Genomic DNA, 26,600 nt, shown 5'->3' on the forward strand with positions numbered 1-26,600 from the left:
TGATATCATAAAAGAGTTATAGTGAAATATTCGAAGGGAAACATTAGGAAGTAAGGAGATCAATACAGTTGTATAAAACATGCGCAAATGCAGATAAATATGTTACATTCTACCTATGAAACAATATAAATCAAAAGAATTCGCTGAAATAATTAATGTGTCTGTAAGAACTTTACAGAGAAGGATAACGAGGGTGTATTGACTGCTTACCGAAACCCTAAAGGAAGAAGATTTTATACAGATAAACAGTATAAAGACTATATGGGGATTCAAGAAGAAAATACCGGAGGATAAAGATTTATGAAAAGAGCATATCTAATAGAAATCCATCCGACAAAAGAACAAATACCTCGAATAAATCAGACTATTGGTGTGTGCAGATATGTTTACAACCTGTATATCTCTAAAAACAAAGAGTTGTATGAAGCCGAAGGAAAGTTTTTAAGTGGGTATGACTTTTCAAAATGGTTGAACAATGTCTATACAAAAGAATGTGACCAGTGGATAAAAGAAGTATCAAGTAAAGCTGTAAAACAAGCGATTATGAACGGGGATAAAGCTTTTAAGCGATTTTTTAAGGGTTTATCTAAATTTCCACGATATAAGAAAAAGAAGAAGCAAGATGTGAAGTGCTATTTTCCTAAAAACAACAAAACAGATTGGACAGTAGAAAGGCATAGAGTAAAAATCCCCACAATTGGTTGGGTAAGGTTAAAAGAATATGGGTATATTCCCAAAAATGCGATTGTAAAAAGTGGAACGATAGGTAAAAGAGCAGGAAGATATTTTGTATCTGTGCTTTGCGAATTGGAAGAAACAGAAACGAAGCCAACTTTCAAGCAAACAGGTTTAGGTATTGATTTAGGGGTGAAGGATTTCGCTATACGTAGCGACGGTATCGTTCATGAAAACATCAACAAAACAATAAGAGTAAAAAAGATAGAAAAACGGTTAAGACGTGAGCAACGTTCTTTATCGCGTAAATTTGAAAATATAAAAAAGAGAGGTGAAAAATCTGTTACTAACAAAAGAGCGAATATAGATAAAAATATTCTTAGAGTGCAAAAACTACATGCCAGGCTAACAAATATTCGATTAGCGTATGTAAAGTCTATTGTAAATGATGTGGTGAAAACCAAGCCAACATTTATTACAGTAGAAGATTTGAATGTGAAAGGTATGATGAAGAACAAACATCTATCTAAAGCAGTTGCGAAGCAATGCTTTTATACATTTCAAACATGGTTATTGGCGAAATGTGAGGAATATGGAATTGAACTACGTCAAGTAGACAGGTTCTATCCCTCGTCGAAGTTATGCTCATGTTGTGGTCAAAAGAAAGTAGACTTAAAACTATCCGAACGAGTATATGAATGTGACTGTGGAAATGTAATAGGTAGAGATTTGAACGCGTCAATCAACCTTTTACAAGCAAAAAAATATACAATACTAACGTAAATAGATTGTATATATGTACGGTGGGCTACATCGGAATTTACGCCTGTGGAGTGTTACAGCAAACTGTAGTAGCGAGTTAGTGGCGAGACAGGACACGCAGAAGCAGGAATACTCTAAGAATGTACATTTGTCTATATTCTTAGTAGCAGAAGGAATTATGTCATATGAATTTTTATTCAAATTAGGTTTAGCACTCTTTTTAGGATTATTCATCGGAATAGATAGGCAGCTAAAGAATAAACCGCTTGGTGTGAAAACAAGTATGGTTATTTCCGTAGCGAGTTGTTTAATTACAATGGTTTCAATTGAATCAGTGAATGTTTATTCTGTACCGGGTCATACAAACATGGATCCAATGCGTCTCGCCGCTCAAATTGTTAGTGGGATTGGTTTTCTTGGAGCAGGGGTAATTTTACGAAGAAATAATGACGTTATTTCAGGATTAACGACAGCTTCTATGGTATGGGCCGCTTCAGCACTAGGTATTGCGATTGGTGCAGGGTTTTATATACAAGCGACGGTTGCTATGATTTTAATTATATTAGCGATTAACGTACTTCCGCAAATTGTGAAAATTGCAGGCCCTTATTCATTAAGACAAAAGGACTTATCTATAAAAATTACCGTAAACAAACATCGAGAGTTAGACGGGATTTTTAAGCAAATTAAAAATTTAAATATGCAAGTGAAACGAGTGAAAATTAAAGATATTGATAATGGGGCATCTCAGCAATTGGAAATGGTCATTTTAGCTCCAGAAGATTTATATACAACTGAATTATATAGTTCTTTAAAAGAAATCGATCATGTTGTTTCAGTAGAAGTTGAAAGTAGATAAAAAGAGTGATGAAAATTCACTCTTTTTTTAATGCATACAAAACATTTTGCTATAATTATTTTCTAAGGGGGATGAGTATGGTGGAGATACATATTAGAAGGGCAATAAAAGATGATATTTCGGCAATTGCAAAAGTGCATGTGGATAGTTGGAAAACAACGTATAAGGGGATATTCTCTAATGGAATTTTAGACAATATAACGTATGACCAACGAGAAAAGCTATGGGAAAGTATATTTCAAAAAGAAGACGGGCATCAATTTAGGTTTGTAGCAGAAACGTTAAATGGTAAAATAATTGGATTTATCGATGGGGGAGTTGAAAGAACAGGTACATATAATTGTGATGGGGAATTATATGCAATATACATTTTACAAAAATATCAAGGAATGAAGATAGGACAAAGATTATTTCAAGCATTGCTATCGGAATGTAAAAAAGATAATATGCAATCTCTTTTAGTTTGGGTTGTTGCTAATAACCCTTCTAAAAAGTTTTATGAAAAATATAATCCGGAAAAAATTGACACGAAACTTTTAGAAAGACTAAATGTAGAAGAAATAGCATATGCTTGGCGAGATATGGATTGTTTATACAAATCACTATCAATCTAGAAAACGATAATGTTATTATGTAAACTTAATTTACGAGAATGAAAAAATACATCAATTATTATATTGGTGTATTTTTTTGTTGACGGATTGAATGTTTTGAAAAGGTGAAAAGTTTAGCTAGATAAAAAAATTCTGAAATATACCTTGAAATGATTATCATTATCAATTAAAATCATAGTTGATAATAAAATTCAACTGTCAGAAGTTTCACAAAAAAATGATAGTGTTCGTCTAAAAGAGGAGGAGCAGTATGCAGCATGCGAAACAAATCGCGGAACATGCAACAATACAAAGCTTTTTAAATTGTTATTTAAGAGAAACAGGAAGTGGAGAATGGATTACGGAGGATAAAAGGATAGAAAATATTTTCTGCCATTCATTTCAAAGAGACGCTACCCCCACTTATTTATGCTGCCCTTTATCGGCACAAAACGTTACTTTGTATGGGGAAGTTATATATAGATCGTCAACGGACCGTCATCTATTTGGAGAACAATTTTATTACCAAATTGGCGAAAATAAAAATGTTATTAAAGCAGATTATATTACGGTTATTATGTTTTTAATAAAGGAAATGTCTATTAACTATGGAGAAGGTACGAATCCTGATGAACTTATGCTTCGAGTTATCTGTAGTTGTCAAAATATTGAGAAGTTTATACAAGGAAGGGAGCAGGATACAGCTGAATTATATGGTTTCCATACGACTTTTATAGAGGCGGAGCAATCTTTATTATTTGGACATTTAACTCATCCTACACCAAAGAGTAGACAAGGTATATTGGATTGGAAAAGTTCAATGTATTCTCCTGAATTAAAAGGGGAGTGCCAACTTCACTATTTTCGGGCACATAAAAGTATAGTAAGTGAAAAGTCATTGTTACAAGATTCTACAACGGCGATGATAAAAAAGGAATTAAAGAACGATGAAAAGGTAGGGCAAGAATTTATTGAGGAGTACTGTCAAGAAGATGAATATTCATTAATTCCAATCCATCCGCTACAAGCAGAATGGCTATTACATCAATCTTATGTGCAAAATTGGATGAATCAAGGTGTACTTGAATATATCGGTCCAGTAGGTAAGTGTTATATGGCGACATCATCACTTAGAACTCTATATCATCCTCATTCGAAGTATATGTTCAAGTTTTCATTCCCTGTAAAGGTCACGAATTCAATGCGTATTAATAAATTGAAGGAACTTGAGAGTGGACTTGAAGGTAAGGAAATATTGAATACTAAAATTGGAGAGGTGCTAGAAAAGTTTCCGGGATTTGATTTTATATGTGATCCGGCATTTATTACTTTAAAATACGGGGCACAAGAGTCTGGATTTGAAGTGATTATTCGAGAAAACACATTTTATAGTGAAAATGAAAATGATGCAACGCTTATCGCTGGATTAGTACAAGATGCAATTCCGGGTGAAAGAACTCGTTTAGCAAATATTATCCATCGCTTAGCGGATTTAGAAGGTAGAAGCTGTGAAGAAGTAAGTTTAGAGTGGTTTAGACGATATATGAATATCTCTTTAAAGCCGATGGTATGGATGTATTTACGTTATGGCGTTGCATTAGAAGCGCATCAACAAAATAGTGTTGTTCAATTGAAAGATGGTTATCCAGTTAAGTTTTACTTCCGTGATAATCAAGGTTTTTATTTCTGCAATTCAATGAAGTCAGTGCTAGATAATGAACTAGCGGGTATTGGCGAACGTACTGGGAATTTATATGACGATTACATTGTAGATGAAAGATTTCGTTACTATTTAATTTTTAACCATATGTTTGGACTAATTAACGGTTTTGGTACAGCAGGATTAATAAAGGAGGAAATTCTTCTTTCGGAATTAAGGTCTGTACTTGAAGCTTTCCTTCCATATAACCGCGAACCTTCTACATTTTTAAGTGAATTGTTGGAAGAAAATAAATTGGCATGTAAAGCAAATTTGCTAACGAGATTTTTCGATGTTGATGAACTGACAAATCCTTTAGAGCAAGCAATTTATGTACAAGTAGATAATCCACTCGTTAGAGAAGTGGCTGTTCGTTCATAAGTAGTGCTAAAATTTCACGTAATACAAATAATGGAATTTGATATTCCGTATTATAGCGGAGGGATTTATGAAAGAAGAAGTTTATCACATAAAAATATTGAAGGCACTCCAATCAAAAGAGTACATTTCAGTAAGAAGAAGAGTATTCCGGCAATTAGTAGAATCGTTAATTTATGAAGAAATCATTACGCCGATTCGTATACAAAAGGGAGAGCAAATACTTTTTATTATACAAGGTCTTGATGAAAAGGATCAAAATGTAATGTACCAATGCTATGGGCAAGAACGTATGACATTTGGGCGTATTTGTTTACATGACTCATTAATAATGAGAGTTCAAGATGAGGAAGAAGAAATACAATCAGTTTCACAATTTTTACAGGAGATTTTTCGGATTGTTCAAGTGGATCGAACGAAATTGGATTCTTTTATTCAAGAATTAGAACAAACAATCTTTAAAGATACGATTGCACAATATGAGCGAAGTTGTGAAGAAGACTATCTTGCGAAATCTTATGATGAGCTTGAAAGTCATTTAATAGATGGACACCCGTATCATCCTAGTTATAAAGCACGCATCGGGTTTCAATATCGTGATAATTTTCAATATGGATTTGAATTTATGCAACCAATGAAAATTATATGGATTGCAGTTCATGAGAAATATACGACTGTAGGATATGAAAGTGAAGAGAGTTATAACTGTACCTTTAAAGAAGAAATTGGTGAAAAGAAAATCGAAGAGTATATGGATCGTATTCGAACAATGGACTGTGATTCGAAGAAGTACATGTTTATACCTGTTCATCCTTGGCAGTGGGAGAACTTTATTATTCCGAATTATACTGACCATATACAGGGTAAATATATTATTTATTTAGGGAAATCAGAAGATGATTATTGCGCGCAGCAGTCGATGCGGACATTAAGAAATGTTACGAATCGAGAGAAACCATATGTAAAGTTATCAATGAATTTACTCAATACTTCAACTATCCGTACATTAAAACCACATTCGGTTGTGAGTGCACCTGCTATATCGAATTGGTTAAAAGATATAGTAAATCATGACCCTTATTTAAGGGATGAATCGCGTTTAATTTTGTTAAATGAATTTTCGAGTGTTACTTACGATGCGAATAAAAAAGCTACGTATGGCTCATTAGGATGTATTTGGCGCGAAAGCGTTCACAAATATTTAGATAAGAAAGAAGAGGCAATCCCATTTAACGGTTTATATGCCAAGGGAAAAAATGGGACACCAACTATTGATTTGTGGTTAAAGAGATATGGAGTAGAAAGCTGGTTACAATTGCTTATTCAAAAAGCAATTATCCCAGTTGTACACCTCGTTGTAGAGCATGGAGTCGCATTAGAATCACATGGACAAAACATGATTTTAGTTCATGAAGAGGGAATACCAGTCCGTATTGCACTAAAAGATTTTCATGAAGGACTGGAGTTTTATCGTCCATTTTTGAAAGAACTCGAAAAATGTCCAGACTTTACTAAAATGCATAAAACATATGCGAATGGTCAAATGAATGATTTCTTTGAAATGGACCGTATTGAATGTTTACAAGAAATGGTTTTAGATGCGCTTTTCCTATTCAATCTAGGTGAACTGGCTTTCGTGCTGGCAGATGAGTATCAGTTGAAAGAGGAACAATTTTGGATCATTCTTGTTGAAGAAATAGAAGATCATTTTGAAAGATTTTCGCATTTGAAAGAACGTTTTGAAGCATTACAATTATATGCACCTACATTTCATGCAGAGCAATTAACGAAGCGTCGTTTATATATGGATGTGGAATCGCTTGTTCATGAAGTTCCAAATCCATTGTATAGAGCAAAGCAACTTACAATACAAAAATCAGTTGTTACAGGGGGAAATCATGCTAATCGTTAATAAACAAGAATTTAGCAAATATGATTTTGAATTGAGATTACAAGGTTACGAGGGAGTGGAACAATTTCAAGAAGCAGAAGGAAATAGATTTGCACTTTGTCTGAAAAATCCATTCGATATTATTACGCTTGTGTTTTTCCTAAAAGAAAAAAGAGCATCTGTACTACTTATTCATGAAGATACGCCAAAGGATACAGCTATTGAAATGGCAAAGCGCGCAAAGTGTACTGCACTTTTATACGGAGAAAGTAACGACTTTACAAAATTAGAAGTTCCAAATCTATTACAAGAAGAACCGTCTTTATTGCAGTATAGTTCAGGTACAACAGGAGAGCCAAAACTGATTCGTAGAGCATGGACGGAAATTGAAACAGAAATTGCTGCTTACAATGAAGCTTTAAAATGTGAAGAAGACGAAGTGCCAATTGTAATGGCTCCAGTTTCACATTCATACGGATTAATTTGTGGCACGTTATCAGCAATTACGAGAGGTAGTAAGCCTATAATCATTACAAATAAAAACCCTAAATTCGCATTAAATATAGTTCGTAATACCGAAAAACATATCATATACGCAGTACCACTTCTGTTACATATTATGGGGAGTTTTCCACAAGGGACTTTTCAGTTTCATAAAATTATGACATCAGGATCACCTTTGCCAGAAACGCTATTTTATAAGTTAAAGGGCATGACGAAATACATGATGCAGCAGTACGGCTGTTCTGAAGCTGGTTGCATTAGTATATGTCATGCTATGGAAACACATTTGGATTTAGGAAAACCACTTCCTCATGTAAGTATTAACATAGGTTCAAATGAAGATAAACCAGAAGAAATCGTAGTGAAAATTGCTGAAAAGGAGATTTATACAAAAGATTTAGGTTATAGATCTGAGCAAGGCCTTCATTTCAAGGGGCGAATAGATGATGTTATTAATGTGTCCGGTCTAAAGGTATTTCCTATAGAAGTGGAAGAAACGATACTTCGATTAGAAGGTATTCAGGAGGCGATTGTATACCGGGGCAAGCATCCTGTGATGGGAGAAATAGTAAAAGCGAAAGTAGTCGCTCGTATTGAACCAGTACAAATACGAGAATGGTGCATACAGCATTTACCGTCTTATAAAGTGCCACATGAAATTGAAAATGTAGCAGAGATTCCGAAAAATAAAACAGGGAAAGTAAGTCGGAAGTTATTAGAGATGGGAGAGATAACAACATGAGTCGTGAAATGTTAAAAGAAGCAGTTTTAAGTATTATGAGAGAAAAAATGGAACTGAACAATGTAACGCATTTAGAAGAAACGATGCGTTTAAATCAAGATTTATATATAGATTCGGTAATGATGTTACAGCTTATAGTATACATAGAAATGGATTTAAAGCTATGCGTTCCAGAGGATGAGATAGACCCAAAGGCGTTTCTTACTGTAGGATCTTTGCTTGACTTTATGGAAGAGTTACAGCCGTTACACGAAATAAATGTGAATAACTAACCTTTTAGGAAAGTGGATGAGAGTATGACTTCAATTAAAGTTCACTGTTTAGTGAGTTGTTTTTGTGAAATTATAAAAAGGCGTAGCGATATAGATTTCCGTCCATTTTATTTCGGATTATGGGATGGAGATTTTGATATAACAGAAGGCGGGATTATTTCTTATCATTCCGAAAACATTAATCATGATAACTACTTACTTTGGTATGAAAAATTGTATGGCATTAAAGTGAACGAATGGTACGATCATTCAAAAGATAAAAGTAGCAATGTAGAAACATTTTTAGAATTAGTAGAAAATAAGCCGGAAAATCGTTACGTAATTGTAATGGTTGATATGTCTTTATTGCCTGAGAGAGAAAATAAGTTTCATCAAAAACCGTTTCCGCATTACTTAATGATATCGAAGACAGAGAAAGAAGAGGAATGGTTCATGCTTGATCCTGATTTTCGCTGGGAAGGGAATATGGAAAGAGAAAAAGTGCTCCATTCTGTTAAAGACAACCCATTTGGTGGAGGCTATTTCATTGATATAGAAGGAATTCAGGAGCCAACACAAGAGATGGTAGAAAGTTATTTCATGGAAACATTCAAAAAAGATGATAATGAACTAACAATGGAATTAAAAAAATTAATAATAAAAATGGTAAATGAAGAGGATGGGTATTCACTTTCCGGGCTCGTAACGGCAGTAAAGCAAATACCCGTATTGGCAATACGTAAATATAGCTATGAACATGCCTTTGCATACTTCCGTGAAACTTTACAATATTCGGAGCAAGAATTTGATTATTGGTGTGATCGAGTGGAAGACATTGTACAAGGATTTACAAATGTACAGTACCGTGCTATTAAAATGGCAATGACAAATAATAAAGATATGTTATTAACAATTGTTGAAAAACTTGATGAAATGAATACAATTGAACTGCAGATTAAGGATGAACTAGAGAAACAGTTTCTGTTATGGAAAGAAATGATAACAAATCAGTCTTTCTTAACTAATACAAGTTCATTGAATTTAAGATAAGGGAGTTCAAACCAATGAAATATTCGCTATGTACAATTTCATTTCGCCATCAACTAATTTCATTTACTGATATTGTTCAATTTGCATACGAAAACGGTTTTGAAGGAATTGAGTTGTGGGGGACCCATGCACAAAATTTATATATGCAAGAGCGTGAAACGACAGAACGAGAAATAGATTATTTAAAGGATAAAAATTTAGAAGTTACGATGATAAGTGATTACTTGGACATATCATTATTAGCGGATTTTCAAAAAACGATGGAAAAATGTGAACAGCTGGTAACACTAGCTAATTGGTTCAATACAAATAAAATTCGTACGTTTGCCGGGCAAAAAGGTAGTGAGGATTTCTCGGAACAAGAGAGAAAAGAGTATGTGGAGCGAATTCGCATGATTTGTGATCTATTTGCTCCGCATAATATGTATATACTATTAGAAACACATCCAAATACGTTAACGGATACTTTGCCGTCTACTTTGAAATTGTTAGAAGAAGTAAATCATCCATATTTAAAAATAAACCTTGATTTTCTTCATATATGGGAGTCTGGTGCAGACCCTGTAGATAGTTTTCATCGATTAAAGCCGTGGATACAACATTACCATTTTAAGAATATATCATCAGCGGAGTATTTACACGTGTTTGAACCAAATAATGTATATGCCGCTGCTGGAAGTCGTATAGGAATGGTTCCATTATTTGAAGGTATTGTAAACTATGATGAAATCATCCGGGAAGTGAGAGATACTGATCATTTTGCTTCGCTTGAATGGTTTGGGCATAATGCGAAAGATATATTGAAAGAAGAAATGAAAGCATTAACGAATAGAAAATTAGAAGTAGTAAGTTCATAAGGTGAAATGATGAAAGAGTCTCGTTTAGGAGACTCTTTTTTTATTTTATCAATAACCAAAAATTACCATGTATTTAATTTCGGATTTGATACAGTTTAATATATATAAGGAGGTGATCGGTAATGGCTAGAAATCGTAACGCTAATCAATTAGCATCACATGGAGCACAAGCAGCTCTAGATCAAATGAAATATGAAATTGCACAAGAGTTTGGTGTACAGCTTGGGGCTGATACTTCTTCACGTGCAAACGGTTCTGTAGGCGGTGAAATTACAAAACGCCTTGTAGCGATGGCAGAACAACAGCTTGGTGGCGGATATACTCGCTAAATGTAGAAGGTTATAGGAGAAAGGAAGGATTCTTCCTTTCTTTTTTATTTTCAATTAATTGGTATGGATATATTGTGAACAGGATTCAAAGAATAGGAGTAATGCTATATTTTACCCAATTTCTTTTGTTGTAAATGGAAAGTAGTAAAGATGAAATAGCCCTGGTGGAATGTAAACATAATTTCCAGCAGGGCTATTATATGGTAAGAAATATATGATGAAAGGTTCCGAAATCAACATGTTAAAAAAAGAAAACTGTTGTTTAATTGCACTTGCATCAGTTCCACTTGTTATGACGCTAGGTAATTCAATGCTTATTCCAATCCTGCCAACCATTGAAAAGAAATTACATATTTCATCTTTCCAAGTATCCATGATAATTACAATTTATTCTATCATTGCAATTATACTTATACCGATTGCTGGTTATTTATCAGATAGATGGGGACGAAAGATGGTAATGGTTCCAAGTTTATTAATTGCAGCTATTGGAGGAGCGATAACGGGATGGGTATCATGGAAAGTTGATAACCCTTATGTTTGGATTCTTATCGGAAGAGCAATTCAAGGGATAGGTGCTGCTGGGGCTATGCCAGTTGTCATACCATGTGTCGGTGATTTATACAAAGATGAAAAACAGGTTAGTGCCGGTTTAGGAATCATTGAGACGTCAAATACATTTGGAAAAGTATTGAGTCCCATATTAGGATCAGCTCTTGCAGCTATTGTATGGTTCTTACCATTTTGGGCGATTCCAGTTTTATGTGTAATATCGATTGTTTTACTACTGGTACTAGTAAAGGCGAAGAAACAAGAAGAAGAAGTCCCGCCACTTAAAGAATTTATTCAATCTATTATCTCTACGTTTCGAGAAAAGGGAAGATGGTTAATTGCCATTTTTATACTAGGTGCAATTATTATGCTTATTTTATTCGGAATACTTTTTTATCTGTCAACTATACTGGAGTCGAAGTACGATATTCATGGTATATGGAAAGGGTGTGTACTCGCTATTCCTTTACTTGTACTATCACTTAGCTCATATATGGCTGGTAAAAAAATCGGAGATAAACAAGATATTATGAAAAAGTGTATCTATATTGGATTTTTACTGGCTGCTGCATCTGTCTTCTTACCTTTATTTCTAAAAGGAATCTATTTGCTACTTCTTTGTCTCGTTATTATGGGGGGAGGAATTGGTATGGCGTTACCATGTCTAGATGCTCTTATTACACAAGGGATTGAAAAAGAGCAGAGGGGGACAGTTACGTCATTTTATAGTTCAATGCGATTTATCGGTGTAGCAGCTGGCCCACCCCTGTATTCTTTTTTTATGAAAGGGGCAGACCATGAAGTGTTTTATTTAACAAGCATCTTCGCTGCTATTGGTGCTGTCATAGCAATTATTTGGATTAAACCAGCAAAAGATAAAATGATGTTAAAACAGAAACCGGAACCAACTTCATAATGCGAAAGAGAATTGCATGCCAATTACATAACATGCAATTCTCTTTAATTAGTTAGGAAAAACAACTTGTTTTAACATATAAAGTGCGACTCCCCATATGATTAGCCCTGAAATTTTATTTAATACTATAATCGTTTTTCCTGTCGAGTCAAATCCTTTTAGAAATTTTCCAGCAAAAGCTAAACTAATAAACCAGATCCAAGAAACTATAATTGTTGCAAAAGTGAAAGCCCATTTCTCACTTCCTATGTACTGTATAGAGTTTGTTCCGATTACACCAATTGTGTCTAAAATTGCGTGTGGATTTAGTAATGAAACTGATGCGGCGAAAATAATTTGATTTTTTAAAGGCATGCTTTTTTCTTGTTTTACATCATTTGAAGGATCGCTTCTCCAAATAACCCAGCCCATATACATAAGAAAGAAAAATCCAATCATATACAAGGTGGTTGTTAACCAAGAGAAAGTTAAGAGGACAAGGGAGACACCTTGTACAGCAATTAATATTAATAATGTATCACATATAGATGCAGTCAAGACTACAGGAGCAGCTCGCCAAATATTTGGTTGACTAGCGCCTTGGTTAAAGACGAAAACATTTTGGACACCTAATGGAATGATAAGACCAAATGCAAGGATGATACCGTGAATAATTGCTTCACTCATCATATTACCTCCTACTTAATTTGATTAATTATGATAGTCTATATTGTATAGAAGAAATGAAAATTTGTATCCATCCATATGGTTGGATAGGTTACCAACCATAAAGTATGTGAGGTGAGATAATGGAAAGGCTCGTTTGGAAACCTAATATGTCTTCATCTGTTCCTTTGTATAAACAAATAGAATCTTATATAAAAGAGAGAATTGTTAATGGGGAATGGACAATTGGAACTAAATTACCTTCACAAAGAGATTTGGCGCATACGTTTGAAGTGAATCGAAGTACAATTGTAATGGCTTTCGATGAATTAGTAGCAAAAGGGTATGTTGAGGGAAATGGCCGGAAGGGAACAATTGTTATAAATAATAGTGAGAGTACTTCTACATATGCCCCTCCTCCAAACTGGCAGTCTTATGTAGAAACAGGACTTCATTATCCGAATCTTCCTGCTGTACAAGAGATTAATCAAGCTGAATTTACTCCCAATGTAATTCGATTAGGAACAGGTGAACTTTCACCGAGTCTCTTGCCTGAGAAAAAGATGAAGGGTATTATTAATAAAATTCTACAATCAAATGTTACACTTGGGTATGAGGAACCGAAAGGAAATCTCCATTTAAGAGAAAAAATTGCGGAATATTTAAAAGGGCATGGGGTATATGTATCTCCTGACTCTATTTTAATTGTTTCGGGAGCAATCCAAGCACTGCAACTTATTTCTATGGGGCTTCTTCCGAAAGGAGCGTCAATTTTATTAGAAAAACCATCATATTTATATTCGCTTAATGTATTTCAATCAGCAGGAATGCGCTTGATTGGAATACCAATGAATGAGAGTGGTATAAATACTTCCTATATTACAAAATATAAGAAACAATTTAACGCATCTATTTTATATACAATCCCATCTTTTCATAATCCGACCAATTTTAGTATGAACGCTAAGAAGAGGGAAGAAGTGATGGAGATATGTAATGAAATTGGATTACCTATTATTGAGGACGCGGTATATCAAGATTTATGGTTCGATGCACCAGTTTCAAAGCCTTTAAAGGCATATGATAAAAATGGTATCGTGCTACATATTGGAAGTATGTCCAAAGTCATTAGTCCTGGTTTAAGAATTGGGTGGGTTGTTGGATCAGAATCAGTTATTCAAAGATTAGCAGATATAAAAATGCAAACTGATTATGGTTCAAGTTCTATATCCCAGCAGATTGCAGCGGAGTGGTTTGAAAATGGATTGTATGATGAACATTTACAGTTTGTAAGAAGTGAATTGAAAAAACGTAGAGATTTTATGATAAGTATGTTAGAAAAGTATTGTAGTGGCATTGCAACTTGGCATGAGCCAGTAGGAAGCTTTTACATTTGGCTACATATAAATCTACCAATTTCGAATCGTAGTTTATTTGAAAAAGCTTTACAAGAAAAGGTGTTGTTAAACCCAGGCACTTTGTATGATAGAAGTGCTAACCAATTTTTACGTCTTTCTTATTCCTATGCAACTGTAGAAGAAATTGAAGTTGGAATAAAAAAGATCGCGCAATTAATTAAAATGTAAAAGGAGAAAACCATGAAACAATATGTGATTTGCAAAATGATTGATGGAGATAAATATTTAGCTGCTTATGCGGAGACAAAACAGGATGCAATTGAAAAAGCAGAATTGCTAGGTTTAAGAACTGGAAATCGTTACATAGTAATTACCGCAAAAGAAGCAGAAGGGTTAACTTATCCTTAAATAATGGGAGAGTACATAAGAAGTAAATAAGCCTAATAATGTACTATATTATTAGGCTTATTTACTATTAAAGTGTGACAGGGAAAATAATATAATTATGAGTCAAGTTGACGGAAATACCGATTTGTTTTTCGATCCTGATTTCCGTCTCTATATTCATCAACATATTGTCTGAAGTTCCAGGATTGTAAAAACTTATTAGCTGCATTATAACCAGAGTTATAGAGCCATTCTTTCTCTTCTTTAGTTAGTTGAAAATTAGTACTGGTAATGCTTCCTGTCGGAATTGTAATAGTTCTAGCCTTTGATTCTTTATCTAAATGACGTAAATCATGAGCTTGCATCATCGTTTTAAATAATCCTTTGAACATGGAAATAGGTTCGTCATAGTGGGCGGGATCAGCTTGAATCTCATCTTTTACAAAATGAAATCCAAAGGTAGGCCAGCGAGGAGAAGTCGGTGAATCGAAAATCCAAATTGGGTAATTACTTAAAATACCGCCGTCAACCATATAACAAGGCTGCTTCCATTTTGGTGTTCTCCATTTCACTGGTTCGAAGAAGAAAGGAATGGTTCCACTCATTCTTACTGCTCTAGCGATAGAGAAGCGGTAATTTAAAAATCCGTAGTTTGGTAAGTCATCGGGAAAAATAACCATTTTACCATTGCTTATATCTGAAGCAATAATTTTGAGTTTATTCAAATCGGGTAAGTCTGTAAACAAATGAATTCCTTTTTTTCTAAGCAGGTCTTCTAGCCATTCTTCGAGAAATACATTTGAATAAATACCTAGAGTAGACCAAGCGCTTAATCCTTTACCAATAAAGGGGATTTTATCAAGAAAAGTTTTTTTAGTGAATTTTTCATAATCAATGTCTGTTACAATCGTCTTTAATTCGGAACAAGAATATCCTGCTGCTAGAAGAGCTGCAATAATAGCGCCGGCTGATGTTCCAGCTAAACGTTCCCATTCATATCCTTTTTCGGCTAACGCGCAAATTGCCCCTACATGAGCAATTCCGCGTACACCGCCTCCTTCAAAAACACCATCAATTTTCATTGAACATACTTCCTTTCTAAAAAATGAAAATGGAAAAAAAGCACGTATTGTACGTGCTTTTTTACAATAGTTTTTAAGTTTACTAGCAGCCTACAAAGCCGCCCCAACAGCTAGCTCCGATGATGATTAGAAGGATAAATAAAACGATTAATAAAGCGAAACCTCCATAACCACAACCGCCACCACAACTACCGCCGTAACCGTAACCACCGCCGTAACCGCCGCAACTATATCCGTAACCCATGTGGAATTCCTCCTTAAATTAAAAATAAAAATGAACGAGGGGAAAATGTACTGGAAGAAATAAAGAACTATCGTGTTTGTAGGAACAATGTATACTATGCTTTTTTAAACTTGTTCGCGTACGAGGGATAAGCCCGTTTTTTGGAGGGCTTGTTGAATTTACAATGAATGAAGTATAATCTTTGTGCTATGATACAAATAAGTATGTAAATGTAAGGAGAATTTATGGAACAGAAAATTGAAATATTAATTGATAAATATGAACTAACACATTTGAAACAGGAACTTATTAATACTGTATTTCCTTGTATAAAAGTTGTGCCAAAACAACAGGAAATAATTGCGATAGGCAGTTCGAAAATGGGCGGAGTTCCTGATTTGCCAAATACATTTGAATATCCAACATACAAAGAGAATCCGTTACGTTTTATCGCACAATTTAATTTAAGTGATTTACAAAACGTTGGTATGGATCATAATCTTCCTAAGAAAGGGATGTTATATTTCTTTAGTATTGAAAATTACTTTGAAGAAGATGTGAATCCAACCGAAGCTGGACGTGTACTTTATTATGATATCCCTGTAGAGCAATTACGTAGAGCAGATGAAATACAAGCGAAATATAACCAGTGTGCAATTACTTTTGAACTGACGTATAAATTACCGGAGCTTTTCATTGAAGATGAGGCGGATTCAGATCGTTTCTTGCAATTACTTGAAGAGCTAATCCCAGACAACTATGATAATCATCAAATGTTTGGAGAACCATTCTCTGTACAAGGTGAGGTATTGTACGAGACTGGACAATATATGGGGATAGATCCACAGCATATGACGCTCTTATTCCAAATTGATTCAGATACTAAAAATTGTAATATGATGTGGGGAGATTTAGGGATGCTTTATTTCTGTATTGGAAATGAAGACTTGAAAAATCGCCATTTTGAAAATACATGCTGTGTGTTGCAAACTTGCTAAAAAAAGGGTTGTTCTTTTTCTAAAAGAACAACCCTTTTAAAAATGTTAAATATGCATAATCTCATATGACCTATTTTGAAAAGTATTGTATACTCTGAAACTATACGATACTTTTTGTATAGTTATAGAATGTAAGGAGTGACAAGATGGGAAAGACAAGTAAGTATGTGACAGCTGCCGCACTTTGTTCAACTATAGTAATGGGAGGCTTACAGGCGTCAGCTGTATCTTATGCGGCTACGAATCCGACTACAGTGACAACACAATCAGATGCAAAGTTGTTAAATGATTTCAGAAAAGAATTAAAAAAACAGATTGATAATAGAGAAGAAAATATTACAATCACATATAAAACAAAAGATAGAAATGCTAGAAATATTATGGACCAATTGTATGGCGAGTTTAATAAAATTGTAGATGCTGATGAGTATGTAAAATATAATGTAGCGTCTACTAAATATTCTATAAAAGGGATGCCTGGGAATTATACATTTACATTACAAGTGAAGTATCGTGAATCAAAAGAGCAAACACAGTATGTAAAGTCTCAGGCGAAAGCAATTGTAAATTCTATCATTAAACAAGGCATGGATGAACATGAAAAAGTGAAAGCTATTCATGATTATGTTGTGAAACAAGTATCATATGATACGTCTTATCAAGCATATACAGCGTATGAAGCGTTAGCGAATCGTTCTGCCGTTTGCCAAGGATATACATTGTTAACATATCAATTACTAAAAGAAGCAGGTATTCAAAATCATATTGTAACAGGTACAGGGAATGGACAAGCTCACGCATGGAATTTAGTGAACATTGATAACAAGTGGTACCACCTTGATACTACATTCGATGATCCAGTTCCTGATAAAGCTGGGCGCGTAACATATTCATATTTTAATATGTCTGATGAACAATTAAGCAAAGACCATGAATGGGATCGTAGTGAATATCCAGCGGCAACTACAAGCTACTTCAACGAATTAACAAGCAAAATAAAAGCCGGTAGTTCAAAAACTGCTGTATATGAACAAATGTTAAAAGAAACAAATTTAAAGTATTTATCTGCACAATACGGAGCGGAAAATTACAATGAGTTTAAGAAAAAATTACAGCAACAATTTGCTTCCAAGCCAGAAAAAGTAGAAGTACGATATAAGCAGTCAATGGATGGAACGATGCAAGATATAAAGAAAGTATTAAATGAAATAACTTGGCCAAAAGGTGCAAAGCGTGTATCTTATCAAGTTGCGCCATATAGTGCAATGACAGGTTATTCATTAGCGACAATTACATTTACGTATTAATGAAAAAGAGCATCTTTAAAAGGTGCTCTTTTTGCGTTTGGTTATAATCTTAGTAACTATTTAGAATTATGTGATAAAATAATTGGAAATAGAGGATGTGATAGCTGAATGAATTTGTTCGAAAATAATATATTTGCATTGATATATTTTTGTCTAGTAATCGGACTTATCGTTTTGTTTTTTGTATCATTTACTCTGTTCATTAAAAGATTATTGCAAAACAACACTATGAAAAAACAACATGTGATTAATATGAATCAGAAGTTAGATCGGATTATTGAATTGCTTGAAAAAGATAAAAAAGAATAATGGAAGATGGATAAAAAGGAGAAGCAGATGGCGAATTATATAAAGGAATTACGTGAAAAAATAGGGCATGATTATGTTATTTTGAATTTTGCAGGAGGTTGTGTATTTAATGAATTTGGTGAAGTGCTTCTGCAAAAAAGAGGAGACTTTAATGCTTGGGGATTTCCAGGCGGTGCAATGGAAATCGGGGAATCTGCGGCAGAAACTGCGATTCGAGAAATAAAAGAAGAAACAGGATATGATGTGGAAATTGATGAGCTCATTGGTGTGTATACGAAATATTTTCAAGCATATCCGAATGGAGATCAGGCACAGGCAATTGTAATATTCTTTAAGTTTTCAATCATTGGAGGGAACAAAAAAGTAGACGGTGATGAAACGTTGGAGTTGAAGTTTTTCCCGTTAGATAAAATGCCACCGTTATTTTGTAAACAACATGAAGATTGCTTGCAAGATTTATTAGAGAAAAGAGTAGGGGTATATCGTTAACGTATAAAAAAGAAGCTAAATGAGATTAGCTTCTTTTTTATGTTCTATTTCCACCAATCATCAAACATTGACGCTGGTACTTGTCTTTTATGTTCACTCACTTTGTAACGCTTCTCGATCTTTTCAGCAACGTCAGCTGGAACGGATTTACCTTCTAAATAGTCATCTAATTGATCGTAAGTAATGCCTAGCTCTGTTTCATCAGCTTGACCTGGTTTTTCATCTAATAAATCAGCTGTTGGCATTTTTAAGTAAAGTCGCTCGTCCGCACCTAATTCTTGTAATAGAGCACGTCCTTGGCGTTTCGTTAATCCTGTTAATGGTAATAGGTCTGCACCACCATCTCCGAATTTTGTAAAGAATCCTGTTACAGCTTCAGCAGCATGATCAGTTCCGATAACGAGTAGCCCTTGTTGTCCGCCGATTGCGTATTGTGTAACCATGCGAATGCGTGCTTTTACGTTTCCTTTATTGAAATCTGTTAATGATTCACCTAATAAGTTTTCGTATTGATTTGAGAAGGCATCAACTGTTGAAGCGATATCAAAAGCAACAGACTGATCAGCTTGAATAAATTGTAATGCTAATTGTGCATCATCTTCATCTTTTTGTACTTTGTACGGAAGACGTACGGAGATAAATGTTGCGTTACCACCTTCATTACGAACTTCTTCGACTGCAAGCTGTGCTAAACGTCCTGCCAGTGTAGAGTCTTGTCCGCCGCTAATTCCAAGTACAAATCCTTTTGCACCTGTAGTTTTTAAATAAGCTTTTAAGAAATCAATTCGTTTACGAATTTCTACTTTCGGATCAATTACAGGCTGAACATGTAATGCTTTCATAATTTGTTCTTGTAATGTCATTATGTTTTCCTCCTATTCATATTAAAGCGGTAAATAAGTTTATATGTATATTGGTACATACTTCTATCCTTTATTATTTCGCAAAACTAACGAATATACAATAGGATGCGTGTATGAATATGAATGTAGTCATTATAATGAAACTGTTTTATATAAGCAATTGTTTAAAACCTTTCAATAATGTAAGGTTTTTGTCATTTGAATCGATGGAAGGTATTGCCGAACTTTACTAATATAAAAGTATAGTTAGTAGAAGGGCGGAGAAGTAGTATGAACATTAGAGAACTCGCATTTCGAAATGTAACGCGAAATAGACGAACATACTCAGCTTATTTTTTGAGTAGTGCATTTGCAATTATGGCCTTTTTTGTGTATTCATTTTTTGCGTTTCATCCGGCATTAAGTGCTGGAGAATTAGGACAGTACGTATTCGTAAGTATGTCTTTTGCGCAGTCTATTATTTACTTATTTACATTCTTCTTTATTTTATATTCAATGGGAATGTTTTTAAAAACGAGAAAGCGTGAACTAGGAATTTTAATGATGTTAGGTATGACGAAATATCAATTAAAGCGTCTTATCTTCTTTGAAAATATAATGATTGGAATAGGGGCAATAATTTTTGGGATTCTTTCAGGTATGTTGTTTTCAGGAATATTAATATTTGTAGCTCCGATGATATTAAAACTAGATATCTCTTTATCCTATTACATACCGATGAAAGCGATTGTTGTAACGAGTATTATGTTTTTCGTATTATTTATGATCATTTCATTGTTTAGTGCAGGAATGGTTCGTAAAAATAAAATTATGAAATTGTTTAGAGGATCAGCAGAGGCGAAGCCAGAACCGAAGGCATCTATAATTTCTTCTATATTAGCAGTAGTATTGCTTAGTGCTGGTTATGCAGGAGCTCTTATGTCACATGGTGCAATGGTATTTATAATGATGATTCCTGTTACAACGGTAGTCATTATTGGTACGTATTTGCTGTACAAGCAGTTGAGCGTCTTTATTATTAGACTATGTAAAAAAAGTAAACGCTTCTATTGGACACAGACAAATATTATTACTTTGTCAGATTTAGCATACCGTATGAGAGATAACGCAAGAATGTTCTTTATTGTAACGATTATTTCAACAGTAGCATTTTCAGCAATAGGTACATTGGTTGGGTTTGCTTCGATGACGAAAGAAATTATGGACAGACCAATTGCGTTTCACTATCAGTCTAAGCAAGGTAATAGCAATGAGCCACAGCATCTGAAAATCATTGACGAAGGATTAAAGAAACATAATATAGCAGCTTCAAAAATAAATATTTCATCGAAGAAAACGGAGGAGCAGTCGTTAAGAAGCGCCATTTTTATAAAAGAATCAGATTATAAAGAATATGCAAAGTTAACAGGAGAACCATTTAATACTGTATCAAATAAAGAGGCTTTATTTTTGTCAGTCGAAATACCCGGACCACCGATGAAAGAAAGAAAAGAAATTACTTTACCAAATATGAATGAACCTTTAAATGTGAAAAAAGTTAATACTTCTTCATTAAGTAAAATACTAAGAGGTAATGTGTATGTAATCTCTAAAAATCAATATGATTCATTACAAGATGGATTTAAAGAAGAAAAAGATTATATGTATAAAACACAATCCGCGAAAGATGAAATTGAGGTTGGTAAAGAGCTTACGAATCAGATTAAGCCTTATCAAGAACATTCAACGTTTAGTGCAGAAGAGTACGATCAAAATCAAAGTCTACAAATCGCAGGACCCATTTTATTTGTAGGTTTCTTTATTGGTATTGTATTTTTCGTTTGTGCAGGAAGCTTCCTTTACTTCCGTTTATTTTCAGATTTGGAGGACGATACTCGTTTATTTGAAATGATTCGAAAAGTTGGATTGACGAGAGGGGAATTATCGAAAGTAGTCACAATCCGCTTAGCGCTTTTATTCTTCGTTCCAGTTGGAGTTGCAACATTACACGGGGCAGTAGCATTAACTGCGTTAGGACAAATGTTTGAATACTCACTGTTTAAAGAAAATACAATTGTATTAAGTATTTTCGTAGGTATTCAAGTTGTATACTTCTTAATTATACGATCGCGTTATTTAAAACAATTGAAAGAAAGATTGAATATTCGTTAAATGTGTTTTTTTAACTTTTGTACTATATTTTCTAAAAAGAGTAAGGCATTACCAAATATATAGTGATAAAATGAAAATAGCGAGGTGAAAAAAATAATAGAGAGTAAGGGGGGAGTAACATGAAAGCAACAGGAATTATTCGAAAAGTAGATGAATTGGGACGGATAGTTATTCCTAAAGAATTACGGGATGTATTAGGAATACAAATCAAATCACCACTTGAAATTTTTGTAGAAGAAGACAAAGTCATTTTACAAAAATATCAACCATACAATGCTTGTCAAATAACAGGTGATGTTTCAGATCAAAATATTTCATTAGCAAATGGAAACATTACTGTTAGTATAGAAGGCGCAAAACATGTAATAAAAGAAATTGAGCAGTTTTTGAACAAGAGTAAGATTTAGTCTTAATTTATCCCGCTATTTGTGGGCAGTAAAACTCCCACCTCAAAACTCGGCTGAAGCAAAGAAGTTAGGTGGGAGATCAACTGCCCGTAAAAGCCCGATTGGTGAGGGCTAATAATCAGTGGGGGATGAACACCACCCACTGATTATAGTTTCACTTTATATTATTCTATTGAAAAACTGAAAAAGAAAAGGACCATTAATGGTCCTTTTCTTTTGTTTATTGAGAAACATTTGAGAGGAAGGGAAATGGAACGAATAAAACGAATGTTAAATCTAAACGCATTCAATAGTGGTCTGAAATGAAAATAATATATTTTCAGGAGGGATTACGATGAATAGTAGTACAGCGAATAAACAAAAAGGCATTAAATTAATTCCGTTTACTGTAAATAAAGTGGTTGAACAAGTAAATGAAATTCCACCAGGTGTACAATTGATTCATGCTCCGCAAGTATGGGAAAAGAGCGCGAAAGGAAAAGACATTGTCGTTGCTGTTTTAGATACAGGCTGTGATGTAAATCATGTAGATTTAAAAGATCGTATTATTGGTGGGAGAAATTTCACAAAAGATTATGAAGGAAATCCCAATATTTATCTTGATAATAATGGGCATGGTACTCATGTAGCGGGGACAATTGCAGCGACTGAAAATGGAGTGGGTGTACTAGGAGTCGCACCACTTTCTAAAATGTTAGTTTTAAAAGTATTAGCTGGAGATGGTTCTGGAAGTTATGAGCAAATTATTGAGGCCATTCATTATGCTGTAAATTGGAGAGGACCGAATAAAGAGAAAGTGAGAATTATTTCAATGTCACTTGGTGGTCCGCAAGATGTACCAGAGTTACATGAAGCTATTCAAAACGCGGTAAAACAAGACGTACTTGTCGTGTGCGCTGCAGGAAATGATGGAGATTGTAACGATGATACTGAAGAATTAGATTTTCCAGGTGCTTATTCTGAAGTAATTGAAGTAGGTGCTGTTAATTTAGAGCAGAAAATTTCATGCTTTAGTAATTCAAATCAAGAAATTGATTTAGTAGCGCCGGGTGATGAAATACTGTCTACGTATCCAGAGGGGAAATATGCGGTATTAAGTGGTACTTCAATGGCGACGCCGCATGTCGCTGGGGCGCTAGCGCTTCTCATAAAGCAGTGTGAGAGAGAGTATGGTAGAAAATTATCAGAGCCGGAAATATATGCGCAACTTATAAAAAGGACTGTACCTTTAGGGTATGAACGTACATCTGAAGGGAATGGATTAATAGATTTATTAAAAGAATAGCAAAAACTAAAAAACATCTCATATTCATATGAGATGTTTTTTAGTACGGTTCTGTTGCATGTACTACAACATCTAATAAACCAGGGAATCTAGTATTTAAATCTTCTTCACGAATTGAAATGAAACGTTGCGTTCCCTCAAGTCGTGTAAACATAACACCAGATTCACGTAAAACTTTGAAATGATGAGATAAAGTTGATTTCGCAATTGGAATGTTTAACGCACCACAAGATTGTTCATTTTTCTCTAGTAGCATAGTTACAATTTGTAAACGAATTTGATCGCTAAGTGCATATAAGACAGAAGAGAATTGAATTTCTTCTCGATTTGGATGATAGAGAGTACGCATTTTTTCACCTGCTTGTATAAGTTAATATATTTGCACTATAACATATAAAGTGGTATATTTCTATTGTTCGAATATAATCGAACAATAGAAATATAGGGGGATAAAAAATGAAGTATACAAAATTGCAAAAGGCAGGACTAAATATTTCGAAGTTGGGGTTAGGAACAAACGCTGTTGGAGGACATAATTTATATGCTGATGTGAATGAGGAAGAAGGAAAAAGATTAATAGAAGAAGCAATTCAGCAAGGGATTACATTTTTTGATACAGCAGATTCATACGGTTTCGGTAGATCAGAGGAATTGGTAGGAGAAGTATTAAAAGGAAAACGCCACGAGTTTGTACTTGCTACAAAAGGTGGAATTCAGCCGTTATTAAATGGAGAGGTTCATATTAATAATGAACGAAGCTATTTAAGAAATGCTGTGGAAAATAGCTTAAGAAGATTACAAACTGATTATATTGATTTATATTATTTACATTTTACAAATCCTGAAACAAGTTACATAGATTCAATTGGAGAGCTTACTCGCCTAAAAGAAGAAGGGAAAATTCGTTCAATTGGAATATCTAACGTAAATGTAGGGCAACTAAAAGAAGCGAATCAGCACGGACATATAGATGTTGTACAATCACCGTATAATATGTTGGATCGTGCTGCTGGGGAAGAACTTTTGCCATATTGTATAGAATCAGGTATTTCATTTATTCCGTACGGGCCTCTTGCCTTTGGGATACTAGGCGGGAAATATACAGAAGATTTCAAATTGGATGAAGGGGATTGGCGTCAAAGTGTAAATCTATTTGAAGAAAATACATATAAGAGTAACTTTAAGAAAGTTGAGAAGTTAAAAGGCTTATCTAAAGAAAAGAATCTCGAAGTATCGCATTTAGCTTTAGCGTGGTTATTAAACAAAAAAGGAATTGATACTGTTATTCCTGGCGGGAAGCGGGCAGAGCAAATAAGAGAAAGTGTAAGAGCAGTGGATGTTTCATTGAATGAAAAAGTTATGAAAGAGATTGAATCTATTTTAGAAGATTAGTTGAAAAGAGGGATAGGGCCCTCTTTTTATATAAAAGGAGAAGGTTTAAATGAAAAGAGTGCTAGCTGTATTCTTTACGATAATGTTTATGATTGGTACAGATACTTTCTTAATTTCACCACTTTTGCCGACATTACAACAGGTGTATCATGTATCAACTGAATTATCAGGATGGATGGTGAGTTCATATGCTTTAGGATACGCTGGATTTGCGCTTATCGCTGGTCCTATATCAGATGGCTTAAACAGAAAAAAAGTGATGGTATTAGGAATGAGTTTTTTTGCATTAAGTACATTTTTGTGTGGAATGGCACCGAGTTTTTTATGGATGCTAACATTTAGATTTTTAGCAGGTGTAAGTGCAGCTTTTGTATCTCCACAAGTATGGGCATCTATTCCGCTCCTTATAGAGAAGAAGCAAATTGTAAAAGCAATTGGAATTGCAACAGCAGGGTTATCAATCTCCCAAATCTTAGGCCTGCCAATTGGAGCATATTTAGCAACGATACATTATACAACACCATTCTTCGTCATTGGTATATTATCAGCACTACTTGTCGTTCTTATTTATGTAGTATTACCAGAAATACAACCGGTTCATATAGGTGGAAGTAAAACAAACATCTTAAAGCGCTATAAACAATTACTTACAGATTCAAAGGTTTCACTTTCTTATTTTGCATATTTTGTTTTTCAAACTGGTAATTTTGCTGCATTTTCATTTTTTGGTGTATGGCTTTCCATTCAATTTGGCTTACAAGTCCATGAAATAGGAACAGCTATGCTCGTATTAGGGTTAGGAAATTTAACAGGGAATATTTTTGGCCCAAGAATCGTAAATAAAATTGGTTATAACCTTTCTTTCTATGGTGGAATTGTATTTACAGCTGTGCTATATGTATTACTTCCTCATGTAAAGAACATTATATTTGTGGAGTTATTATTCTTTGTTTTATTTTTTGTGACAGGAATTTTGTTTGTATTGATGATGGGGCGCTTACAAAATATGTCTAGTATAGCAAGAGGAACAGGAGCCGCTCTTGCTAATGCTTCTATGTATATTGGCCAAATGATTGGAGCGGCAATAGCAGGAATGTTATTTGCAGCATCTCACAATTTTATACTTGTAGGTAGTTTTACTGCGTTACTATATATAGGAGCTTTATTTTTGTTTAGAAAAAGTGAAAAGCTTAGTGAAGATAGTGAAAAAGGAATTGCATCATAAAGCCTTTAAAAATAAATCGGGGAAATCCAAAAAACAAAAAATCCCTAAAGAGATAGGGATTTATATATCGGCATATAGTTCCTTGGAAAAGGATATACTTAGTTTAACATATAGGAATACTTATATTTGTGAAATAGATGTGAAAGTAATGTGAAAAATGCCGTAATAAAAAGCACTGTTTTAGCTAAAACAGTGCTTTTCTCTTTGATTGAACAGTTGCCGCATTTTCATCATGTATTCCTGCATCATCAATAATTCGTTTTTTAGCTTTATTTAATAGATGGTCTACTGCTTCACCAAAATAGTTAGCTTCGCTTTTTGTGCGGGCTTCTCGTAAACATTTATAGTTTTCTAGCAGTTCCTCTTTTTCGGTGTTTGTTAAGAAATCTTCTATTTTCTTTTTTGTCATACGAAACACCCT

28 protein-coding genes and 1 pseudogene are annotated in these 26,600 nt (G+C 34.2%); 23 read left to right on the forward strand and 6 right to left on the reverse strand.

What is annotated here, in order from left to right:
* Window positions 1–115: 115 nt before the first annotated feature.
* From MKY70_RS10215 to MKY70_RS10270, 12 genes and pseudogenes are all read left to right on the forward strand, one after another.
* A pseudogene (locus tag MKY70_RS10215) lies at window positions 116–268 on the forward strand (MerR family transcriptional regulator); the annotation flags it as partial.
* Window positions 269–300: 32 nt separating this feature from the next.
* Entirely contained in the window at window positions 301–1,458 is a 1,158-nt protein-coding gene (locus MKY70_RS10220) for an RNA-guided endonuclease InsQ/TnpB family protein (protein ID WP_002189317.1), read from the forward strand.
* Between the two features lie 157 nt (window positions 1,459–1,615).
* A complete protein-coding gene (locus MKY70_RS10225; RefSeq protein ID WP_002012374.1) occupies window positions 1,616–2,296 on the forward strand; it encodes an MgtC/SapB family protein in 681 nt (226 codons plus the stop codon).
* A gap of 77 nt (window positions 2,297–2,373) precedes the next feature.
* Window positions 2,374–2,910, forward strand: a complete 537-nt coding sequence (locus tag MKY70_RS10230) for a GNAT family N-acetyltransferase (RefSeq protein WP_088032589.1) — start codon at window positions 2,374–2,376, stop codon at window positions 2,908–2,910.
* A 250-nt stretch (window positions 2,911–3,160) separates the two neighbouring features.
* Window positions 3,161–4,969: an IucA/IucC family protein gene (locus MKY70_RS10235; protein ID WP_341024121.1), complete on the forward strand. Its 1,809-nt coding sequence runs from the start codon at window positions 3,161–3,163 to the stop codon at window positions 4,967–4,969.
* A 67-nt stretch (window positions 4,970–5,036) separates the two neighbouring features.
* The gene (locus MKY70_RS10240) at window positions 5,037–6,878 is read left to right on the forward strand and encodes an IucA/IucC family protein (protein WP_341024122.1); all 1,842 of its coding nucleotides are present in this window, start codon (window positions 5,037–5,039) and stop codon (window positions 6,876–6,878) included.
* Window positions 6,865–8,103, forward strand: a complete 1,239-nt coding sequence (locus MKY70_RS10245) for an AMP-binding protein (protein WP_088032595.1) — start codon at window positions 6,865–6,867, stop codon at window positions 8,101–8,103. The genes MKY70_RS10240 and MKY70_RS10245 overlap by 14 nt, the downstream gene beginning before the upstream one ends.
* A complete protein-coding gene (gene asbD, locus MKY70_RS10250; protein WP_063217768.1) occupies window positions 8,100–8,375 on the forward strand; it encodes a petrobactin biosynthesis protein AsbD in 276 nt (91 codons plus the stop codon). The genes MKY70_RS10245 and asbD overlap by 4 nt, the downstream gene beginning before the upstream one ends.
* 24 nt (window positions 8,376–8,399) lie before the next feature.
* Window positions 8,400–9,404 (forward strand): DUF6005 family protein, encoded by a 1,005-nt coding sequence (locus tag MKY70_RS10255; protein ID WP_140152371.1) that lies wholly within the window; start codon window positions 8,400–8,402, stop codon window positions 9,402–9,404.
* Window positions 9,405–9,418: 14 nt separating this feature from the next.
* A complete protein-coding gene (locus MKY70_RS10260) occupies window positions 9,419–10,261 on the forward strand; it encodes a sugar phosphate isomerase/epimerase family protein (protein WP_002126948.1) in 843 nt (280 codons plus the stop codon).
* Window positions 10,262–10,383: 122 nt separating this feature from the next.
* Entirely contained in the window at window positions 10,384–10,590 is a 207-nt protein-coding gene (locus MKY70_RS10265; RefSeq protein WP_000113539.1) for an alpha/beta-type small acid-soluble spore protein, read from the forward strand.
* Window positions 10,591–10,807: 217 nt separating this feature from the next.
* The gene (locus MKY70_RS10270) at window positions 10,808–12,058 is read left to right on the forward strand and encodes an MFS transporter (protein ID WP_078184742.1); all 1,251 of its coding nucleotides are present in this window, start codon (window positions 10,808–10,810) and stop codon (window positions 12,056–12,058) included.
* Window positions 12,059–12,106: 48 nt separating this feature from the next.
* Here the strand turns inward: MKY70_RS10270 and MKY70_RS10275 are convergent, their stop codons facing one another.
* Entirely contained in the window at window positions 12,107–12,724 is a 618-nt protein-coding gene (locus tag MKY70_RS10275; RefSeq protein WP_002031419.1) for a LysE/ArgO family amino acid transporter, read from the reverse strand.
* Between the two features lie 122 nt (window positions 12,725–12,846).
* Between MKY70_RS10275 and MKY70_RS10280 the strand changes: the two genes are divergently transcribed.
* Window positions 12,847–14,289 (forward strand): aminotransferase-like domain-containing protein, encoded by a 1,443-nt coding sequence (locus tag MKY70_RS10280; RefSeq protein ID WP_341024125.1) that lies wholly within the window; start codon window positions 12,847–12,849, stop codon window positions 14,287–14,289.
* Window positions 14,290–14,301: 12 nt separating this feature from the next.
* Window positions 14,302–14,469 carry a DUF3933 family protein gene (locus tag MKY70_RS10285; RefSeq protein WP_341024126.1) on the forward strand — a complete coding sequence of 56 codons (168 nt, stop codon included), beginning with the start codon at window positions 14,302–14,304 and terminating at the stop codon, window positions 14,467–14,469.
* Window positions 14,470–14,564: 95 nt separating this feature from the next.
* Here the strand turns inward: MKY70_RS10285 and MKY70_RS10290 are convergent, their stop codons facing one another.
* Window positions 14,565–15,530: a patatin-like phospholipase family protein gene (locus MKY70_RS10290; RefSeq protein WP_088032598.1), complete on the reverse strand. Its 966-nt coding sequence runs from the start codon at window positions 15,528–15,530 to the stop codon at window positions 14,565–14,567.
* Window positions 15,531–15,612: 82 nt separating this feature from the next.
* A complete protein-coding gene (locus MKY70_RS10295; protein ID WP_002012392.1) occupies window positions 15,613–15,774 on the reverse strand; it encodes a YjcZ family sporulation protein in 162 nt (53 codons plus the stop codon).
* Window positions 15,775–15,998: 224 nt separating this feature from the next.
* On the opposite strand from MKY70_RS10295, the gene MKY70_RS10300 reads away from it, so the two are divergent.
* The 4 genes from MKY70_RS10300 to MKY70_RS10315 all read left to right on the forward strand — a co-directional run bounded on the left by MKY70_RS10300 (window position 15,999) and on the right by MKY70_RS10315 (window position 18,856).
* Complete coding sequence (locus tag MKY70_RS10300) at window positions 15,999–16,751, forward strand: YwqG family protein (RefSeq protein WP_341024128.1); 753 nt, start codon at window positions 15,999–16,001, stop codon at window positions 16,749–16,751.
* A gap of 146 nt (window positions 16,752–16,897) precedes the next feature.
* The gene (locus tag MKY70_RS10305) at window positions 16,898–18,058 is read left to right on the forward strand and encodes a transglutaminase domain-containing protein (protein ID WP_088032600.1); all 1,161 of its coding nucleotides are present in this window, start codon (window positions 16,898–16,900) and stop codon (window positions 18,056–18,058) included.
* Between the two features lie 108 nt (window positions 18,059–18,166).
* A complete protein-coding gene (locus MKY70_RS10310; RefSeq protein ID WP_002141377.1) occupies window positions 18,167–18,367 on the forward strand; it encodes a DUF4083 domain-containing protein in 201 nt (66 codons plus the stop codon).
* A gap of 27 nt (window positions 18,368–18,394) precedes the next feature.
* On the forward strand, window positions 18,395–18,856 hold the full coding sequence (locus MKY70_RS10315) for an NUDIX hydrolase (protein ID WP_060752124.1): 462 nt from the start codon (window positions 18,395–18,397) through the stop codon (window positions 18,854–18,856).
* Window positions 18,857–18,900: 44 nt separating this feature from the next.
* Here MKY70_RS10315 and nadE read toward each other — a convergent pair whose 3' ends face one another.
* Window positions 18,901–19,719, reverse strand: coding sequence for an ammonia-dependent NAD(+) synthetase (gene nadE, locus MKY70_RS10320; protein ID WP_060752123.1), 819 nt, complete (start codon window positions 19,717–19,719; stop codon window positions 18,901–18,903).
* 270 nt (window positions 19,720–19,989) lie between these two features.
* Between nadE and MKY70_RS10325 the strand changes: the two genes are divergently transcribed.
* From MKY70_RS10325 to MKY70_RS10335, 3 genes are all read left to right on the forward strand, one after another.
* The gene (locus MKY70_RS10325) at window positions 19,990–21,870 is read left to right on the forward strand and encodes an FtsX-like permease family protein (protein WP_002012400.1); all 1,881 of its coding nucleotides are present in this window, start codon (window positions 19,990–19,992) and stop codon (window positions 21,868–21,870) included.
* A gap of 119 nt (window positions 21,871–21,989) precedes the next feature.
* A complete protein-coding gene (locus MKY70_RS10330; protein ID WP_002012401.1) occupies window positions 21,990–22,277 on the forward strand; it encodes an AbrB/MazE/SpoVT family DNA-binding domain-containing protein in 288 nt (95 codons plus the stop codon).
* 334 nt (window positions 22,278–22,611) lie between these two features.
* The gene (locus MKY70_RS10335; protein ID WP_088032601.1) at window positions 22,612–23,562 is read left to right on the forward strand and encodes a serine protease; all 951 of its coding nucleotides are present in this window, start codon (window positions 22,612–22,614) and stop codon (window positions 23,560–23,562) included.
* Window positions 23,563–23,602: 40 nt separating this feature from the next.
* Here MKY70_RS10335 and MKY70_RS10340 read toward each other — a convergent pair whose 3' ends face one another.
* Window positions 23,603–23,911, reverse strand: a complete 309-nt coding sequence (locus MKY70_RS10340; RefSeq protein WP_002012403.1) for an ArsR/SmtB family transcription factor — start codon at window positions 23,909–23,911, stop codon at window positions 23,603–23,605.
* Window positions 23,912–24,018: 107 nt separating this feature from the next.
* Here MKY70_RS10340 and MKY70_RS10345 point away from each other — a divergent pair, with 107 nt between their 5' ends.
* Both MKY70_RS10345 and MKY70_RS10350 read left to right on the forward strand, forming a co-directional pair.
* Window positions 24,019–24,954 carry an aldo/keto reductase gene (locus MKY70_RS10345; RefSeq protein WP_341024132.1) on the forward strand — a complete coding sequence of 312 codons (936 nt, stop codon included), beginning with the start codon at window positions 24,019–24,021 and terminating at the stop codon, window positions 24,952–24,954.
* A gap of 49 nt (window positions 24,955–25,003) precedes the next feature.
* Window positions 25,004–26,179: an MFS transporter gene (locus tag MKY70_RS10350; protein WP_088032604.1), complete on the forward strand. Its 1,176-nt coding sequence runs from the start codon at window positions 25,004–25,006 to the stop codon at window positions 26,177–26,179.
* Window positions 26,180–26,363: 184 nt separating this feature from the next.
* Here the strand turns inward: MKY70_RS10350 and MKY70_RS10355 are convergent, their stop codons facing one another.
* Window positions 26,364–26,588 carry a hypothetical protein gene (locus MKY70_RS10355; protein ID WP_140152372.1) on the reverse strand — a complete coding sequence of 75 codons (225 nt, stop codon included), beginning with the start codon at window positions 26,586–26,588 and terminating at the stop codon, window positions 26,364–26,366.
* Between the last annotated feature and the right edge of the window lie 12 nt (window positions 26,589–26,600).

The organism is Bacillus sp. FSL R9-9492 (assembly GCF_038007365.1).
GTDB classification, from domain to species: Bacteria; Bacillota; Bacilli; order Bacillales; family Bacillaceae_G; genus Bacillus_A; species Bacillus_A mycoides.

Excerpts from the sequence above, each read along its gene's own strand:
- MKY70_RS10245 (WP_088032595.1), top strand. The coding sequence starts at position 6,865 with ATGCTAATCGTTAATAAACAAGAATTTAGCAAATATGATTTTGAATTG.
- MKY70_RS10325 (WP_002012400.1), top strand. The coding sequence starts at position 19,990 with ATGAACATTAGAGAACTCGCATTTCGAAATGTAACGCGAAATAGACGA.
- MKY70_RS10285 (WP_341024126.1), top strand. The coding sequence starts at position 14,302 with ATGAAACAATATGTGATTTGCAAAATGATTGATGGAGATAAATATTTA.
- MKY70_RS10305 (WP_088032600.1), top strand. The coding sequence starts at position 16,898 with ATGGGAAAGACAAGTAAGTATGTGACAGCTGCCGCACTTTGTTCAACT.
- MKY70_RS10355 (WP_140152372.1), bottom strand. The coding sequence starts at position 26,588 with ATGACAAAAAAGAAAATAGAAGATTTCTTAACAAACACCGAAAAAGAG.
- MKY70_RS10330 (WP_002012401.1), top strand. The coding sequence starts at position 21,990 with ATGAAAGCAACAGGAATTATTCGAAAAGTAGATGAATTGGGACGGATA.
- MKY70_RS10275 (WP_002031419.1), bottom strand. The coding sequence starts at position 12,724 with ATGAGTGAAGCAATTATTCACGGTATCATCCTTGCATTTGGTCTTATC.
- MKY70_RS10260 (WP_002126948.1), top strand. The coding sequence starts at position 9,419 with ATGAAATATTCGCTATGTACAATTTCATTTCGCCATCAACTAATTTCA.
- MKY70_RS10350 (WP_088032604.1), top strand. The coding sequence starts at position 25,004 with ATGAAAAGAGTGCTAGCTGTATTCTTTACGATAATGTTTATGATTGGT.
- MKY70_RS10295 (WP_002012392.1), bottom strand. The coding sequence starts at position 15,774 with ATGGGTTACGGATATAGTTGCGGCGGTTACGGCGGTGGTTACGGTTAC.
- MKY70_RS10290 (WP_088032598.1), bottom strand. The coding sequence starts at position 15,530 with ATGAAAATTGATGGTGTTTTTGAAGGAGGCGGTGTACGCGGAATTGCT.
- MKY70_RS10300 (WP_341024128.1), top strand. The coding sequence starts at position 15,999 with ATGGAACAGAAAATTGAAATATTAATTGATAAATATGAACTAACACAT.
- MKY70_RS10340 (WP_002012403.1), bottom strand. The coding sequence starts at position 23,911 with ATGCGTACTCTCTATCATCCAAATCGAGAAGAAATTCAATTCTCTTCT.
- MKY70_RS10270 (WP_078184742.1), top strand. The coding sequence starts at position 10,808 with ATGAAAGGTTCCGAAATCAACATGTTAAAAAAAGAAAACTGTTGTTTA.
- MKY70_RS10335 (WP_088032601.1), top strand. The coding sequence starts at position 22,612 with ATGAATAGTAGTACAGCGAATAAACAAAAAGGCATTAAATTAATTCCG.
- MKY70_RS10280 (WP_341024125.1), top strand. The coding sequence starts at position 12,847 with ATGGAAAGGCTCGTTTGGAAACCTAATATGTCTTCATCTGTTCCTTTG.
- MKY70_RS10230 (WP_088032589.1), top strand. The coding sequence starts at position 2,374 with ATGGTGGAGATACATATTAGAAGGGCAATAAAAGATGATATTTCGGCA.
- MKY70_RS10345 (WP_341024132.1), top strand. The coding sequence starts at position 24,019 with ATGAAGTATACAAAATTGCAAAAGGCAGGACTAAATATTTCGAAGTTG.
- MKY70_RS10225 (WP_002012374.1), top strand. The coding sequence starts at position 1,616 with ATGTCATATGAATTTTTATTCAAATTAGGTTTAGCACTCTTTTTAGGA.
- MKY70_RS10255 (WP_140152371.1), top strand. The coding sequence starts at position 8,400 with ATGACTTCAATTAAAGTTCACTGTTTAGTGAGTTGTTTTTGTGAAATT.
- MKY70_RS10220 (WP_002189317.1), top strand. The coding sequence starts at position 301 with ATGAAAAGAGCATATCTAATAGAAATCCATCCGACAAAAGAACAAATA.
- MKY70_RS10240 (WP_341024122.1), top strand. The coding sequence starts at position 5,037 with ATGAAAGAAGAAGTTTATCACATAAAAATATTGAAGGCACTCCAATCA.
- MKY70_RS10315 (WP_060752124.1), top strand. The coding sequence starts at position 18,395 with ATGGCGAATTATATAAAGGAATTACGTGAAAAAATAGGGCATGATTAT.
- asbD (WP_063217768.1), top strand. The coding sequence starts at position 8,100 with ATGAGTCGTGAAATGTTAAAAGAAGCAGTTTTAAGTATTATGAGAGAA.
- MKY70_RS10235 (WP_341024121.1), top strand. The coding sequence starts at position 3,161 with ATGCAGCATGCGAAACAAATCGCGGAACATGCAACAATACAAAGCTTT.
- MKY70_RS10310 (WP_002141377.1), top strand. The coding sequence starts at position 18,167 with ATGAATTTGTTCGAAAATAATATATTTGCATTGATATATTTTTGTCTA.
- MKY70_RS10265 (WP_000113539.1), top strand. The coding sequence starts at position 10,384 with ATGGCTAGAAATCGTAACGCTAATCAATTAGCATCACATGGAGCACAA.
- nadE (WP_060752123.1), bottom strand. The coding sequence starts at position 19,719 with ATGACATTACAAGAACAAATTATGAAAGCATTACATGTTCAGCCTGTA.